The sequence below is a fragment of the Mycobacterium sp. 050128 genome (assembly GCF_036409155.1).
GTDB lineage: Bacteria > Actinomycetota > Actinomycetes > Mycobacteriales > Mycobacteriaceae > Mycobacterium.
In genome coordinates this window covers 417,438-432,824 of the sequence record NZ_JAZGLW010000002.1, presented here as the reverse complement: position 1 = coordinate 432,824, position 15,387 = coordinate 417,438, and the positions used below count along the sequence as shown (strand labels likewise).

At 65.0% G+C, this 15,387-nt stretch carries 14 protein-coding genes; 6 read left to right on the top strand and 8 right to left on the bottom strand.

Features of this window, described 5'->3' with window-relative positions; all coding sequences use genetic code 11:
- Positions 1 to 635: 635 nt before the first annotated feature.
- The gene (locus SKC41_RS19445; protein WP_330979308.1) at positions 636 to 2,408 is read left to right on the top strand and encodes a cyclic nucleotide-binding and patatin-like phospholipase domain-containing protein; all 1,773 of its coding nucleotides are present in this window, start codon (positions 636 to 638) and stop codon (positions 2,406 to 2,408) included.
- On the opposite strand, the gene SKC41_RS19440 is transcribed toward SKC41_RS19445, so the two are convergent.
- A complete protein-coding gene (locus tag SKC41_RS19440) occupies positions 2,387 to 2,788 on the bottom strand; it encodes a response regulator transcription factor (RefSeq protein ID WP_330979307.1) in 402 nt (133 codons plus the stop codon). The two genes, SKC41_RS19445 and SKC41_RS19440, sit on opposite strands and share 22 nt — an antisense overlap.
- 48 nt (positions 2,789 to 2,836) lie before the next feature.
- Entirely contained in the window at positions 2,837 to 4,057 is a 1,221-nt protein-coding gene (locus SKC41_RS19435) for a sensor histidine kinase (protein WP_330979306.1), read from the bottom strand.
- Between the two features lie 340 nt (positions 4,058 to 4,397).
- Here SKC41_RS19435 and SKC41_RS19430 point away from each other — a divergent pair, with 340 nt between their 5' ends.
- Positions 4,398 to 5,840 (top strand): adenylate/guanylate cyclase domain-containing protein, encoded by a 1,443-nt coding sequence (locus SKC41_RS19430; RefSeq protein WP_330979305.1) that lies wholly within the window; start codon positions 4,398 to 4,400, stop codon positions 5,838 to 5,840.
- An 8-nt stretch (positions 5,841 to 5,848) separates the two neighbouring features.
- Here the strand turns inward: SKC41_RS19430 and SKC41_RS19425 are convergent, their stop codons facing one another.
- Both SKC41_RS19425 and SKC41_RS19420 read right to left on the bottom strand, forming a co-directional pair.
- Positions 5,849 to 7,642, bottom strand: coding sequence for a serine/threonine protein kinase PknE (locus tag SKC41_RS19425; protein ID WP_330979304.1), 1,794 nt, complete (start codon positions 7,640 to 7,642; stop codon positions 5,849 to 5,851).
- Between the two features lie 140 nt (positions 7,643 to 7,782).
- Complete coding sequence (locus SKC41_RS19420; protein WP_330979303.1) at positions 7,783 to 8,124, bottom strand: hypothetical protein; 342 nt, start codon at positions 8,122 to 8,124, stop codon at positions 7,783 to 7,785.
- A gap of 356 nt (positions 8,125 to 8,480) precedes the next feature.
- Here SKC41_RS19420 and SKC41_RS19415 point away from each other — a divergent pair, with 356 nt between their 5' ends.
- Complete coding sequence (locus SKC41_RS19415) at positions 8,481 to 8,966, top strand: polyketide cyclase (RefSeq protein ID WP_330979302.1); 486 nt, start codon at positions 8,481 to 8,483, stop codon at positions 8,964 to 8,966.
- A gap of 19 nt (positions 8,967 to 8,985) precedes the next feature.
- Here SKC41_RS19415 and SKC41_RS19410 read toward each other — a convergent pair whose 3' ends face one another.
- The 4 genes from SKC41_RS19410 to SKC41_RS19395 all read right to left on the bottom strand — a co-directional run bounded on the left by SKC41_RS19410 (position 8,986) and on the right by SKC41_RS19395 (position 12,611).
- Positions 8,986 to 9,705, bottom strand: a complete 720-nt coding sequence (locus SKC41_RS19410; RefSeq protein ID WP_330979563.1) for a pyrimidine reductase family protein — start codon at positions 9,703 to 9,705, stop codon at positions 8,986 to 8,988.
- Positions 9,706 to 9,740: 35 nt separating this feature from the next.
- Positions 9,741 to 10,181, bottom strand: a complete 441-nt coding sequence (locus SKC41_RS19405; protein ID WP_330979562.1) for a flavin reductase family protein — start codon at positions 10,179 to 10,181, stop codon at positions 9,741 to 9,743.
- Positions 10,182 to 10,326: 145 nt separating this feature from the next.
- Positions 10,327 to 11,415: a zinc-binding metallopeptidase family protein gene (locus tag SKC41_RS19400; RefSeq protein ID WP_330979301.1), complete on the bottom strand. Its 1,089-nt coding sequence runs from the start codon at positions 11,413 to 11,415 to the stop codon at positions 10,327 to 10,329.
- Between the two features lie 53 nt (positions 11,416 to 11,468).
- Positions 11,469 to 12,611 carry an FAD-dependent oxidoreductase gene (locus SKC41_RS19395; protein ID WP_330979300.1) on the bottom strand — a complete coding sequence of 381 codons (1,143 nt, stop codon included), beginning with the start codon at positions 12,609 to 12,611 and terminating at the stop codon, positions 11,469 to 11,471.
- A 231-nt stretch (positions 12,612 to 12,842) separates the two neighbouring features.
- Here SKC41_RS19395 and SKC41_RS19390 point away from each other — a divergent pair, with 231 nt between their 5' ends.
- The 3 genes from SKC41_RS19390 (at position 12,843) to SKC41_RS19380 (ending at position 15,007) form a co-directional block, all read left to right on the top strand.
- The gene (locus SKC41_RS19390) at positions 12,843 to 13,562 is read left to right on the top strand and encodes a C39 family peptidase (protein ID WP_330979299.1); all 720 of its coding nucleotides are present in this window, start codon (positions 12,843 to 12,845) and stop codon (positions 13,560 to 13,562) included.
- An 80-nt stretch (positions 13,563 to 13,642) separates the two neighbouring features.
- On the top strand, positions 13,643 to 14,092 hold the full coding sequence (locus SKC41_RS19385; RefSeq protein WP_330979298.1) for a DUF1003 domain-containing protein: 450 nt from the start codon (positions 13,643 to 13,645) through the stop codon (positions 14,090 to 14,092).
- Positions 14,093 to 14,155: 63 nt separating this feature from the next.
- On the top strand, positions 14,156 to 15,007 hold the full coding sequence (locus tag SKC41_RS19380; RefSeq protein WP_330979297.1) for a hypothetical protein: 852 nt from the start codon (positions 14,156 to 14,158) through the stop codon (positions 15,005 to 15,007).
- The last annotated feature ends 380 nt before the right edge of the window (positions 15,008 to 15,387 follow it).

Sequence of the window (15,387 nt, the reverse complement as noted above, 5' to 3'; positions counted from 1 at the left end):
CCTGAAAGTCGGTTAGTGCCAATGCTCCTCCGCAGTCACGACGTCGCTGCGGTCTCATGACACGCCGTCATCAGCCGGGGTAGGGCGCCAGTTCGCCAATCGTCACCCATACGCTGCCTTTCCCGGTGAATAGGCTTGCCGCGACCACGTCGACTCGCTGGTCCTTCGAACTCACGGCTGTCCTTCGTGCCGGTGATTTGGTGACGGTGCGGACATTACCGGAAACCACCCCGGGGAGTTTGGAAATCCCGAAATGGCCTACGGAAGCGAAATTATGGGTAAATCGCCGGTTAATCAAAGATGACGTTTGCCCGTGCCGAATTTGAGCCCTCATACGTTCCGGCCGCGATGCCGGGTTGGACTCTGCGCCAAAAGGATTCGAGTGTGGGGGTGGTCGCCGTAGTATTGGCGACCGCATACTCCCTTGGCGCCCCAGCGTTGACGGCGGCAAACGGGGGATCGGTTCTGCCGAGAGCTGGCGGAATTTCGAAACACGCGTCGGTCGACAGATAAGCTCCTGACCGACACCATCAACCGTTTTGGAGCGCCGGGGAGGAAGAGCATGCGTGCAGCAATCCCGTTTGCGGCCACCGAGGCGGTCCGCTCACCCGGCTCCATCGACGTACGGTCATTAGATGAGTACTAGGCGGCAGTGGCGAGTCGCCGACGCGCGAAAGGCGCTGCGGAATGTTCCGATACTCGCCGACATCGACGCGAGACAACTCAACGACCTGGCGAGCGCCGTAGACCGGCTGCATATCCCGGCTTACGAATGGCTGTTTCGGTTGGGCGAACCATCCGACGCCATTTACGTCATCGACTCGGGACGGTTCGCGGCCGTCGGTGCCGATGGGCAGGTCATCCGGGAGATGGCGGGCGGCGACTCCATCGGGGACCTCGGTGTGATTTCCGGAACCGTGCGCTCGGCGGGAGTCCGAGCGCTTCGCGACGGCGTCGTCTGGCGCATCGCGGCCGAAACCTTCAGCGAGGTGCTCGCCAACGCTCCGCAGCTTCAGTTGGCGATGCTTCGAGCGATGGCGGTGATGCTGCGCGACTCCCGGTCCGCCAACATCTCCTCGGCGCCGCGCGTCATCGGCATCGTCTCGACCGGATATACGGTGGCGGCACCGTTCGTTGACGCGATCGCGACGCGGCTGGGCGAATACGGCTCGATCGCCGTGGTCGCGCCGCCCGCCGAGAAAACCGCCGAGGTCACGGCGCACGCCGAACTCGTCGAGGCGTTCGCCGAAACCCTCGACCGCGCCGAACGCAGCCACGATTGGGTGTTGGTGGTGGCCGACGCGGACTCAGGCGAGTTTTGGCAGCGATACGTTGTCGCACAAAGCGATCGGCTCGTGGTGCTGGCCGACCAAGCCGAGCCGCCGGAGGGGCTCGATCAGCTCAATGCCCAGGGGCCGGTCCACCTGATCGCGCTGACCGAGCCGGATACCCGTTGGTGGGACCTGCTGGAGCCGGTGTCGCATCATCGCGGCGACGACGACGGAATCGCCGCGGTGGCTCGCAGGATCGCCGGCCGGTCCTATGGACTCGTGCTGGCGGGCGGCGGCGCTCGGGGGCTCGCGCACTTCGGCGTCTACGAGGAACTCACCCGGGCCGGCATTGTCATCGACCGCTTTGGCGGCACGAGTGCCGGTGCCATCGCCGCTGCGGCCTTCGCGCAGGGAATGACCGCGGACGAGGCGACGGAGGCGGCCTACCGCTTTGTCGGAAACACCAGCCCGCTCGGCGATTACACGATCCCCGCGATCGCACTCACCAGGGGGACCCGCATCGAGCGTTTGCTTGAGGAGTTCTTCGGCGGCAGCGTGATCGAGCATCTGCCGAAAGGATTTTTCTCGGTCTCCGCGGACATGATCACCGGTGAACAGATCGTCCATCGTCGGGGATCGCTGACGCTCGCGGTGCGCGCGTCGATCTCGATTCCCGGCCTCATTCCGCCGGTGCAGCACGGCGAGCGCCTGCTGATCGACGGGGGACTGCTGAACAACCTTCCCGCCGACGTGATGTGCGCAGACGGTGACGGCGAAGTCATCTGTGTCGACTTGCGGCGAAAGTTCTTGCCGTCGAAGGGCTTTGGTTTGCTGCCCGCAATCGTTCAGCCGCCCGGATTTGTCCGGCGCCTACTCACCGGCACCGATGTCGCTTTGCCGCCGCTGCAAGAGACGCTGCTGCGTACCGTCGATCTGGCGGCATCCACCGGCGACCTGCGCGCGCTGCCGCGGATCGCGGCCATCATCGAGCCCGACATCTCGACGATCGGTCCGCTGGACTTCAAGAAGATCGATGCCGCCGTGGAGGCCGGACGGCTCGCCACCCGGGCCGTGCTGGAGGCGCAGCCGCACCTGGTCGGCGTGACCGCCGGCGCTCAAGTCGCAAACATGATCTGACGCAGCGCCGAGAAGTCCAAGGGCTTGGTGAAGTAGCCGTGCGCGCCGAGGGCGGCCGCACGCTGCGTGTAGCTCGGGCTGTCGTACGCGGTCGCGAGGTAGATGCGGACATGCGGCCAGTGGTCTCGCACGTGTTCGAGTAATTCGAGGCCGTTCATCTCCGGCATCTCGATGTCGCTGAAGATCAGGATGACGTCGGGGTCGACCGTTTCGAGCACCTCGAGGGCCGCGCGTCCGGACTCGGCGAACTGCATGATGATCTGCCCGGAGCGCAGCTCACGGCGGAACCGCTGCCGAAAGAGCGTGACCACATCGGTTTCGTCGTCGACGACGAGCACGTGCATCGCCTTGGCGGCGACCGCGGTGTCGGTTCCGTTCATCCTTCGTCTCCCCCTTATCGGCCTGAAGTGGATTGGGTGTCAATCGCTCTAGGCAGGTGCGCCGGCTTTGGCGGCCACTGCCTCCAGCGGGAGTTTTACGACGAACCGAGCGCCGGCCCCGGGCGCGTTGCTCGCGGAAAGCTCGCCCTGATGCAGGTTATCGACGATGTTCTTGCTGATGGAAAGGCCAAGGCCGGTACCTCCGCTGCGGTACTTGGTGGTGAAGAACGGCTCGAAGATGCGGGGGAGGGTTTCCGGGTCGACGCCCGGGCCGTTGTCCGTCACGACGACCGTCGTCCATTGATCCTCGTGCTGCACCGTGATGTGCACCTCGCCGACCCGGTCGGCGTCCGTCGACGCGGCCTCTAGCCCGTTCATCACGAGATTGATCATCACCTGGACGAGATCGCCCTCAAAGCCGCGCACGATCGGGTCGTCGTCATCGAGGCTGATCCGAATTACGCAGCGCACCCCCTGGTGGCTGGCTCGCCACGAGTGCTCGGCGAGCCCGGCACTTTGCTCGACGATCCTGTTGAGGTGACACGGCTGTGCGTCGCCGGCGTGCGACCGACCGACCTGAAGCATCGTCGCCATCACCGCGAGTGCCCGGTCTGCGTGGTGAACGATCTTCTTGGTGTTCTCTTCGACGTCACCGACCAGCTCGTCGCCGTCCTCGGCGATCACTTCCCGCAGCTCGTCGCAGAGCTCGAGGTTCAACTCCGCGAAATTCTTGACGAAGTTCAGCGGGTTCTTCGTCTCGTGGGCGACGCCGGCGGTCAGCGTTCCCATCGCGGCAAGCTTGGCCTGTTCGACGAGGCTCTGGCGAAGCTCGCGTTCGGCCAGCTGGCTCGTATCAAGGGAATTCAGCAGGTAATTGAACGATGCGGCGGTCCGGCCGAATTCGTCGTCGCTGTAGATGGGCAGGCCGTAACGCAACGTCAGCGGCTCCCACGTATCGGTCCCGATGCTGTCGGCGATCTCGCGTTGCGCGGCCATCAGCCGATCCGAGACCACGTGTAGCCGATGGCGCACGACCCGGCCGACGATCAGATAATTCAACAGGCCGATCAGGACCCCCGCGGTGATGCTGATGACGACGGGCTGGACCCGAAATGCTTCATCCCGCTGGATTCCCAGTCCGAGCAGCGAGATTCGCCCCATGATGGCGACGAGGATGCCAAAGCCGATCATCGCTATGGCGAGATTCCAAAAGACCTTGGTCGTCGGCCACGGCTGCCGGACGTTGGGCGCACTGCTGTCTTGTTCCACGCTGCCTCATCGGTGTTCGTGTGTAAGCGCAGTGTAGGGACAATGTCGCCGCCCACGCGCGGCAACCGGCAGAACGTGCTGACCCGAATTCCGTTGCGCCACTGAATCGCGGGCACAGCTGCGGGTACGGTCGGAATGTAACCTTCCGTTCAACTGCGAGATAGGTTCCGACGGCGTGGAACCGCACTCGACCCGTATGGGGGTCGGCTACGATACGGGTGAACTTCAGTCGACGCGGGCAACGCGATGCAGGTGCACAATGCATTTCGAGCTGGTGAACAAACACCGAACCCACAGGTCGGCACGTAATTGATTTGATGCGCCGACGATTGGGGCCACTGTGCCAGAGACTGATCAACCGGTGCGGCTTCTGGTCGTCGATGACGAAGAAGACGTCGGGGCGCTGTTCAAGGGCCGCTTCCGCAAGGAGTTGCAGCGCGGCGAGTACGACCTGATCTTCACCACGGATCCGGTGCACGCGTTGAAGTTGGTGGATGCGAGCCCGGATCTCGAGGTCTTGATCACCGACCTGAACATGCCGCAGATGAACGGCCTCGAATTGCTCACCGAGGTGACGAAGCTGCGTCGTCCGCTCAAGACCATCGTGCTCACCGCCTACAACGACCTCGAGAATGTGCGCGCGGCAATGATGCGGGGGGCCTTCGACTTTCAAGTCAAACCGCTTGATGTGGCAGACCTGCGGACCACGATCACCAAGGCCGTCACGATCGTGCGCGAACTGCAAGCCGGCGAGGACGCGCGGCGACAGGCGAAGGAGCTGACCGAACAGAAGCGCCGTGTCGAGGAGATCTTCGGCCGTTACGTCTCGGAAGAGGTCAAGGCGCGGCTACTGGCGCGTCCGGAAGGAAACCTGAGCAGTGAGCGACTCACGCTCACGGTGCTGATGGCCGACATTCGTGGGTTCACCGCCTTGTCCGAAGTTCTTCCGCCGGAACAGGTGGTCCAGGTGCTCAACGGCTTCCTCGAGCGAGCAACCGAGGTCATGTTCCGCCGCAACGGCACGATCAACGAAATCCTCGGCGATGGCCTGCTCGTCTTCTTCGGTGCACCCATCACCGACGACAACGCCGCCGAGCATGCGGTCGTCGCCGCACTCGAGTTGCAGCTCGCGATGAACGATCTCAACGCGGGGCATCGCGAACAGGGGCTACCGGAGCTTGCGCTGGGGATCGGCGTGCATACCGGGGAGGTCGTGGTCGGCACCATTGGCTCGCGGCGACGGCAGAAGTACACCGCGGTCGGCAAGACGGTCAACCTGGTCGCCCGCATCGAAGCGCACACCGTCGGCGGCCAGGTTCTGGTCTCCGATTGGACACATCGCGAGATCAGCGGGATCGCAAGCACTTTGGGTTCGTTTCAGATCCGCGCGAAGGGCTTCAAGGATCCGGTGACCGTCCACGATGTCAGAGGCCTGGCCGGCCAGTACGACCTTCAGCTCCCCAGTGCCGACCGGGTCCTGAGCAGTCTCGCGGTGCCGAAACCGATTGGCATCGCGATCATCAAGGACAAAATCCTCGGCGAACAACATGCCGCCGAGGTGATCGCCAGCGGCGAGGAAGCGCTTCGCATTCGCACCGAAGTGACCGTCTGTCCTTTTGACGACCTCGCCCTCGAGGTTGCCGGCCAGCAAGCGTTCGTGAAGGTGATCGAATGCGATATGCAAGAAGGGGTTTGCGATCTCTTCGCCGTGTACACGTCGGTTCCGGCCGACGTGCGGCAGGCGCTGTCGGCACTCAACGGCGCCGATGCGGTGCGTTCCTGACGCGCTGACTACCCGAGAAGCTTGGTCAGCCAGGTCGCGTCTTGGTAGTTGATCGACTTGTTGCCGTCCCAAACGAACGGTGTCCCAGAGGCATTGAACCCGGCCAGCGTCGTGTCGCCGGCTTCGGCCTTTGCCTTGGCCGTGGCCATGTCGTCGCCGGCTTTGATGCAGTTGATCACGTTCGCGTCGACACCGACGGTCTTGGCCAATTGCGCTAACTCGCCGTCGGTTCGGTCTTCGGGGGCGCCTTCTTGCGGCTGGAAGGCGCTGGCGAATATCCCCGAGTAGAAGTTCATGTAGAGCTTCGGATCGTTCTGTGCCGCGACGCAGTACGTGGCCGCCACCGCGCGAGTCGAGTAGTTCTTGCTGTGCGACTTGTCGTCGAGGAAATTCAGCAGGTGATAGCGCACCGCGAGTTTGTGGTTGTTCACCGCGGTTTCGATGTCGCCCGCATTGGACCGGATGAAGCTACCGCAGGGCGGGCACATGGGTTCGTTGAAGATATCGATCGTGACCGGTGCCGCCGTGCTGCCCACCAATACACCGTCGTCGAGTACGCGGAGCTCAACCCCGTCGGCTGCGGTCGGTGGTTTGGACGAGGACGGTCCCGACGACCGCCAGGGCTGGGCGACCACGAGAACGGCGCCCACCAGCGCTACGACGACGAGACCCGCAAGGGCGACCCATAGCCACGCTTTGCTTCCGCGCCGGGGTGCCGGCGGCGGGGCCCACGCCGTGCCGACACTGGAGGGGTCGCCCCAGCCGGGAGCGCCGGGCCAGCCCGTCGGTTGTGGGATCGGTCCGCTTGGCGGAGCGGGGATCCCGGTCGCCGACGGGGGCCAACCCGGGACCTGGTTCGCCATGGCGGGCGGAGTGGACGCAAAACCCAGCGGCGCCTGACTCGCGTACGCGGCCGGTAGTTCGGCGACTTGGCTGCGTTGCAGAATATCGGTCGCCCGGTCCTGATCGGGGGTGGCTAGCGCGGCGTACGCGGCGGCCGACAGATCGCCGCAGGTGGGATAGCGGTCCAGCGGATCCTTCGCCATGCCCCGCGCGATCACCTGGTCGAAGGCCGCCGGGATGCCCGGCCGGGCGGCGCTGGGCCGTGGGATCGGCTGGTGCAGGTGCGCGCTCATCACGCTGACCTGATCGCCCTGGTATGGCGGAGATCCGGTCAGGCATTCGTACAGGACGCAGGCCAGCGCATAGATGTCGGCCCGGTAGGTGACGTCCTTATCGCTGAACCGTTCCGGCGCCATGTACTTGAAGGTGCCCACCGTGGTGCCGAACTGAGTCAGCTTCTCGTCGGAGGTGGCGCTGGCGATCCCGAAGTCCACCAGATAGGCGAAGTCGTCCCCGCTGACCAGGATGTTCTCCGGCTTGACGTCGCGATGCGTGATACCCGCCGCGTGGGCGGCGTCGAGCGCGGAGCCGATCTGGCGCACAATCGCCACCGCTCGCGGCGGTTTCAGCGGCCCGTACCGGCTCAAAATGGTGGCCACGTCCCGGCCGTCAATCAGGCGCATGTCCACATAGAGTTGGCCGTCGATCTCACCGAAGTCGTGAATCGGCACGACATGAGGCTCCTGCAGCCGTCCCGCGGTGCGGGCCTCGCGTTGCATCCGGGTGCGGAAGACCGGATCGCTGGACAGCGTCTGGGACATCAGCTTCAGCGCGACGACCCGCTCACGGACCGTGTCCTCGGCCTCGTAGACGTCGCCCATCCCGCCGCGACCCACCAGCCGTCGCAGCAGATAGGGACCAAACTGCGAGCCCTCCCGCGAACCCGCGGTGTCACCCATTGCCGACTCCTCTTTGCCAGGCATAAGGCTAATAGTGTGGGTCAACCGGAGGCACGGTGAATAGGGAGAATGTCGGCTAATTCGATAGCGCGCGCGTCGCGCGGCCGGAAGAGCACTTTCAGCAGGCCGTCAACCGAGCATCAGCGGCGTTCCTCGTCACCGGTCCGGCGTTCGCTGAGGCCCTCTCTCGATAGCGCCCGGAGGAACCCGTACGCGTGAATCCCGGCCTTACCGGGATTCTGGACGATCCATTCGTTGATGTTTCCCATCGCCGTGGCCAGGTGGTCGCGTTTGATCCGCACCAAGTAGGTCAGTCGATCGTCGTCGGGATCGTCGCTGGAGTCGGCGACCGCGACGGGATTTCTGAACGCGTAGGCAATGCCATGAACCGAATCGTGATTCAGCGCCCAGCGAAGTTCGTTGGGCCGCAGCCCGTTCACCGCGATGTTGCGGTAGCCGTCATCGTCGTCTGAATTGCTCACTTGACCGATGGTCCTCCTCTGGAACCGCGCGAAAGTCGATGACGGTGCGCTGAAGGTGATGTCGCACAGGCAATTCGACGAACGTTTGAACTTGTGTCACCGCGGCGAAACCGGGTGCATGCTCCGGGCTTGCCCGTCGCAGGCAGAGGCGGGGGATCGGCCCGGACACATATTCGGGAATTACACCGCCACATCAATCCACCGTGACACAGCACCGTGGTTGCCGCCATCGCAGCAGCACAGCGCGGGTAGGGCGGGACTGCGAGGCAACCATTGCGGGGCATCCGTTTCGGACATCACCGGCAGGAGCGCCGTAAAGTGACCTCCCGACCCATCAACGTTGACTGGGAGGACGCATGACCGAACGCATTGAGATTCAGCGCACCATTCCGGCGCCGGCGCCCGAGATCTTCAGGCTGCTGTGCGACCCGCGGGGTCATGTTGCGATCGACTCCACGGGAATGCTGCAGGACGCCGACGGCGATCCGGTGACGGCGGCCGGCGAGAGCTTCGTCGTGCACATGGACCGCGAGGCCCTCAACGACTACCCGCAATTGGGCAAGTACGACGTCACCGTCGAGATCACCGAATTCGAACGGGACCGACTGATCGCGTGGACGGTCCTCGGTCAGCTTCGCCCCCAGATCGGCCACATCTACGGCTTCCAGCTCGAGCCGACCGAGGACGCGGCGAGCACCGTGGTCACCTCGTTCTACGACTGGTCGAAGATCGACCCGAAGTGGCGGGAAGCCGGGATCTTTCCGGTGATCTCCGAGGGCGCACTGCGGGCGACGCTGGGCATTCTCGACCGCACCGTGCGCCGGGGATACCCGCGGGGATAGCCGCTCGGCGCCCTCAGAATCAGCGGCGATACTTCAAGAACAGGTAGTCGTCGTGGGCCAGTGCGTGCTCGAGCCGCAACGCGGCCGGCAGCGGCAATCGCGACGGCTCCCGTCGGTGACCCACCGGTTGGCTCGCGGCGAGCTTGGGGGCCAGCGTGACGCAGACCTCCGCGACGACGTCGGCGTCCACGAGTTCGTCGAGCAGGGTCGGTCCGCCCTCGCACAACACCCGGGACAGGCCGTGCGCACGCAGTAGCGCAATCGCGCGCGCGACATCGACGGTGTCCTCGCCGGCCACCAATACTCCGCATTGTTGATCGCTGCTGCGGTTGTGCCGCGCCGCGGAGTCCGCGCAGGTCACCAACAGCGGCGGTTGGCTCGGGTCGCTGACGAGTCTGGTCGGAAGCTGGCCGGTCTGGCTGATCACGGCGATCGGGGGCGGCTTGCTCCTGCCGGCGCGCTGCCGTTCGGCCTGTTGGGTCTCGCTGAGCTGCACCGGCCCGTAGTTCTCGGCGCGCGCGGTGGCGGCGCCGACCAGCACCACGTCGGCGAATCCCCGCAGGATCTTCAGGAGCTGTTGGTCGGTTCGGCCCGACAACGGGCCGGCGCGACCGCCGAATGCCGAGGCGCCGTCGGCGCTGTAGATCATGTTGACGCGCACCCCGTCCGGGGGCTCGGCATAGAACGACGCGAGTTCGGCGATGTCGCTGACGGTCCCGACGCGGGGCGAAACGTGCACCATGTGCGCCTGCTTGCGGTGATGATCGGACGCCGTCATGCCTCGTGGCCCGGGTCCAACGAGCGGACATCATCAAAGGACACCCATTGCTCCTCTTCGGTCGGCGGGTCGCCATCCAGCGGTTCCAGCAAGTGCCCGACGTGGTCGCCGAGGGAGAAGCGATCGAGGATCTTGCCGACGAACCAGGCGGCTGCGTCGTCGAGGATGGGTAGCTCAGCCGGGCCGCGGTGCCAGCGGCAGCGGTTGAATTTGTTGGTCTCGTCGCCCGTCTGGCTGCCGAACAGTTCGACCAGGTCGATGTGTTCGATATCGAACACGTGTACTGCCAGATGGGTGGCCTCGGCGGCCACGCGGAAGGTGTGGTTTTGCTGGGACAAGCCGACCAGGAATCGCGGCGGACTGATGCTGGCCTGGCACGCGAAGCCCACCAGGCAGCCGGCCGTCGAACCGTTGGACTGCGTGGTTACCACGAACATCGGGTAGTTGAGCAGCGCCACCAACTTCTCAAACGCACTAACCCCCGGCTCGCCCACCCGCTCTCTATTCCCATTCGGTGCGGTTTGGAATCACTGCGACTCCCACGGCCGGCAGCAACACGGTCCGGCTGCCTAATTCGGCCATTCAGAGGGTATTCGGCGGTCCTGTGTGGTCGTTGGGAGGTACCTGACGAATCACCTTGTGTATGAAGCCTAATTTGCTGATCACCGGTGGCGGGATTTCGAAGGGGTACAACGGCGCCTTGCCCATCGCGGTGTTGATGCGGTTGAAAAACAGCGCGAGCCATTGCCAGTCATAGAGCAGCTGCTCGACGGGGGTCTGCGCATAGGAGGCGAGCGGGACGATGTCGCGGGGAACGGCGACGCTCGCGCGGTCGGCGACCAGAATCAAACCGGCCTCGCGCACGGTGTTGATCGTGTCGGTGATGTGCAGATAGTGCGCAAAGCATTCCGCGAAGTCCTCCCACGGATGCATTGTCGCGTATTCCGAAATGAACGAATCTTCCCAGTTCTCGGGCGCGCCGTATTGGTAGTGACGAGCGATCGCGGCTTGGTAATCGGCGCGTTCATCGCCGAACAGCTCCCGGCATTCGTCCAGATAGCGCACGCCGGGGCCGGTCTCGACCAACAGATTCTGGTAGAAGTGACCAACCTCGTGCCGGAAATGCCCCAGCATCGTGCGATACGGCTCGCCCAGGTGCACCCGCAGCGATTCCCGGTATGCGTCCAGCGACTCCGTCAGGTCGATGGTGATCACCCCACCGGCATGGCCGATCACGATTTTCTGCCCCGAGCTGTAGCTGGACAGCAGGTCGAAGGCGAGGCCACCCTCGGCGCGCCAGAACGGATCCACCGGAAGTGCGAGATCCAACAGCTGATAGATGAGCCTGCGCAGGTCGACCGTGGTGGACACCAGCTTCTCGAGCGCAATGGTGTCGTCGGCGGCCGGTTCCCGCCGGATCAGTGAATCGGGCAGGCATCGTCCCCGGCTGGCATGATCCGGATGTTCGGCAGGGACCAGCCAATTGCAACCCAGGTCGGCCGCTTTCGTGCACCCGATCCACCGGCCACCGTCCACCATCGCGGCACCGGATGAGGTCGCGACCATGGCCATCGACGGCGCGTGAAACCCCAATGCGGCCTGGCAATTCGGGCAATGGTGCGATTCGAACGTCACGAACCCGTGGCACACCGGGCAGGCGAATGCGCGCACGCGATCATCGTGGCATACAACCAGGTCGAACAATACCCGCCGCGGTCAGACTTTCACGCGCGCAGGTGATTACCGAGCGGGTCGTTCGCCCGCACTCCGCGATACATGCCCCAGCGGACGAGGCCCGGCATCACCACGCGCTGGACCGACCAGGCGGGCAGCCGGAACGCCTGGCCGGTGGGCAGGAAGACCTCCAGCCCGTCGGCCTGAATTCCCACCAATGAGCCCCACCGTCGTCCCGGCGTTCGATAGGTGCGCAGCCGTCGACCGGTGAACTCGGCCCGGATGTTGTGCGCTACCAACGAATCTCCGCGGTTACGCGCCGAGCTGCGCAGGGGGTCGCTGGCGGCGACATCTCCGACGGCGAACACGCCGCGATGGCCGGGCACTTCCAACTTGGGTGACACCCGAACGAAACCGTGTTCGTCGAGCAGTTCGGGCGGCAGCCAATCGGTGTTGGGTCGTACCTTGCCGATGGCCCAGAGCACGGCGTCTGCGGTTGCCGGCGGTTGTCCGGTGGTCCAGCTGACGGGTTCGCTGGTGATCTCCTGGCCCGCCGCGCCGTTCGAAATCACGGCGCGGTGTCCGGGGTGCACGCCCACGCCCAGTTCGGTGAGCCGGCCGCGGATCCGGTCCCAGGTCCGGGGGTGATACCCGACCAGTGCGGCCTCGCCGGGGAAGTACAAGTCAATTCGCTTGTCCGGCCAGGTCGTTGCCATGTTGACCGCGCTGCTGACCGCCGCCGCCCCGCCGCCGACGACGATTACCGAGCTCGCCGCGGCCAGGCGATTGTGGGCGGCGTGCAGCCCGGCGCCGATCTCGGCGGCCGATTCCATGGCCGGTTGGCGCCAGAAGCCGTTCGTCACCCCAGTGGAGATCACCAGCGCGTCGAACTCCTCGGCGATCGTCGCACCGTCGCCGCCGCGGCCGAACACCGTTCGGGAAGCCAGGTCCACGCCGGTCAACGTGGCCTGCACCGTGCGCACCCGATCCAAACCGCGGAACCGGTCGAACGGAATCCAGTAGTCGCGTGCCCAGTCGCCGGGGCGGGAGATTCGGACGCCGAGTTCCTGGCCGCTTACCAGGGCGGACTTGGCCGAAATTCCGACGACGTCGGCGTGCTTGGCCAGCCGGATCGCGGTCAACAGGCCCACGTCACCCAGCCCCGCCACGACGACGCGCTTGTGCTCCGCCATTACGGCGTATTCATTTCTGCTGCAGGGCGTTTCCGTGAAATCGAACGCGCGCGGCCACCGGCACTGGAATCCATGCGGGCCTCCTCGCCGTGAAACGCCCGGCTGACAAAATCACCGGCCGGAATCGGCAAACTGTAACACGTTCTACTATGCCACCTGGCTCGCCGTGGCCGGTTGCGGGGAACCCAGGCGAGGCAGGCGAATTGGTGGTTCACTAAGCCGATCGGCACCATGTTCAACTCACGGTTCGTTACCACCGTGCGCGCGGTGGCGGTGGCCGTGTACCTCGGTGCGGCCGCTGTGCCACTGGTGTCAGGCTGCCATTCGACGACGGCATCGGCGCCGTCGTCGGCGGTCACGTCGGTGGCCGCCAGCGCGGGCGTATACGGCGACCCGGGTGCCGCGGCCAAATATTGGCGGGCGCAGTCGCTCGAGGACAATTGCGGGCTGATGTCGGTGGCCGACGTGGTCGGCGAGCTCACCGGGAACGAGCCGACGGAACAGCAGATGATCACGTTGGCGCAGAACACGCCGTCGGGCACCAATCCGGGCCCGATCTACGCGTCCTCGGCCGATCCGAGCCACGCAAACGGCAATGGCGGCGTGGAGATGGCGGATCTGGTTGTGCTGCTCGACCATTACGGAATCAAGTCCGCGATGTACTGGACCCAACACCCCGAAACGACCGGGATGCCCGCGCTGCAGCGGTACCTGCGCGACGGGCGTAAGGCCATCGCCTGGGTCAATTCCGCCGTCATCTGGAACACCTATGACCAGCGCACCAAGGCCGACCACTACCTTGTGGTCACCGGGATCGACACCGACAAGCAGGTCGTCCACCTCAACGACCCCGGCGCCGACCACCCAGACGAACAGGTCAACATCGGCACCTTCACGAAAGCCTGGCAACCGGGCGAGGAATCGATCGTCGTTACGGCGAGGTCCGGCTGAGCCTCAACGTCTTCGCCGTTGCGCGGCCATTTGGCCACTAGCATTAGCGCGCGCATCACCGTGGCAGAAAGGAACGGCTCATGACGACCCAAGCTGACGGCCATCGACACAACCCACAATTGATCCCACGCCGGCTGCTGCACAGCGGACAGATCCATCACCCCGCTGTCCTCGAGGAAGCTAAGAGGCGCAGCGCCAATGTCCAACTGCGGCTGGCGGACCGGATCACGGCATTTGCCGGATCGATGAATTTCGTCTGGCTGCACGCGGCCTTGTTCGGCGTGTGGATGGCGTTTGTGGAACCCAGTCCATGGCCGACTCTCACTCTGGTGGTGTCCCTCGAGGCGATCTTCCTGTCGACGTTCGTGATGATCGGACAAAACCGTCAGGCGGCCTTCCAACAGGTCAGGGCCGACCACGACTTTCAGACGCAGGAGCTGGAGCTGAAGACCAACACCGAGCTCACCCGCCAGATCCATGTGCTCACCGAGGAACTGCACCGGCGGTTCATCAACGGAAAGCCTGAGTGACCCGTTTGGTCAACGAAGCGAAAGGCATTGGTAGAGCCGGTGGTCGCTCGCGTGGGGGTTGATATGGCGGAATTGCAAGAGGCGATGCACCCGCGGTTGCGTGCCGCCTTGCGAACGTTGGTGCGGGCATCCGCACCTCGTCCCGCCGCGGCCAAACGGGCAGCCAAGGATTTGGGGCTCCCGCTGCGGCAGGCCGTTGCGGCCGAAATCCGCTGGGCCTTCACCCCGCCCCGGACCTGGCTGATGGGCGTGGTGGCGAACGTGATCTTCGCGGTGGGGTGGTTGGCGGTGCAGCCGCTGACCCTGGGCCGCCACCAGGACTGGGTGGTCCTGGTCGGCACCTACTTCTCGTCGTGGATCCTCGCCGATGTCACCACTACAAATCTGCTTGGCGCGGACCACTATCGGGTCATCCAGGCCGTGTCCGACGGCGTGCCGTTCTGGCGGGTGCTGGTGATCAAGAACTTGGCCCTGCTGGTGATCGTCGGGCTGCCGACCTTGGTGACGGCGGTGGTGCTCACACTGTGGCTGGAAACCCCGCAGCGCCTGGGCATCACGATCCCCACGGTCGCGGTGCCCATCGTGTCCTGGCTCGGGGTGGGCAACTTATTCTCGGTGCTGCACCCGGTCGGCGTCGCGCCGCTGATCCGGCGATGGCGCCAGCGTGGCGACCTTCGCCGCACCCGCGGCTGGATCGTCGCGCTGACGCTGCCCTACGCGCTGTATTACTTCGCCGACCCGATGAACGGGGTGGAGCATCGGCTGCTCTGGACACAGATACCCGCGCTGATCTGGCCGGTGTTCGGCCGAGACACGAAAAGCATGGTGCACCTGGGCATTGCGCTGACGGTGTGGGCGGCCGGAACCATTGCGGCGGCGCTCTGGGTGCGCAAGCGTGGTCTGCGGATCGGGTGACCTGCTAGGTGGTGGGGTCGGTGACCTTCCGCAACAGGGCACGGGTTCGTGCCGTGGTTCGTCGTCGCCGAACGGGTACGCGACGAATTCGTCGACGCCGGCGGCGCGTATTTCCTCGATACGATCGATGACGGTGGCCTCGTCACGACATCGATGGGTAATCGGTATAGCCCAACGCGCCGCCGGTGTAGAGGAATTCCATGCGGGGCACGTTGAGTTGTGCGCCGTAGGTCCAGCGCCGCACCAGATCGGATTCGCCAGATAGGCGCTGTCGATGGTCACGGCGTCCGCCGTGCCGGTCGTGACAACGTCGACGGCTCGCTCGCGGGTGGTCGTCGTCTGGAAGCTGCGATTGAGCAGCAGGCGGTCTGGCCATCGGC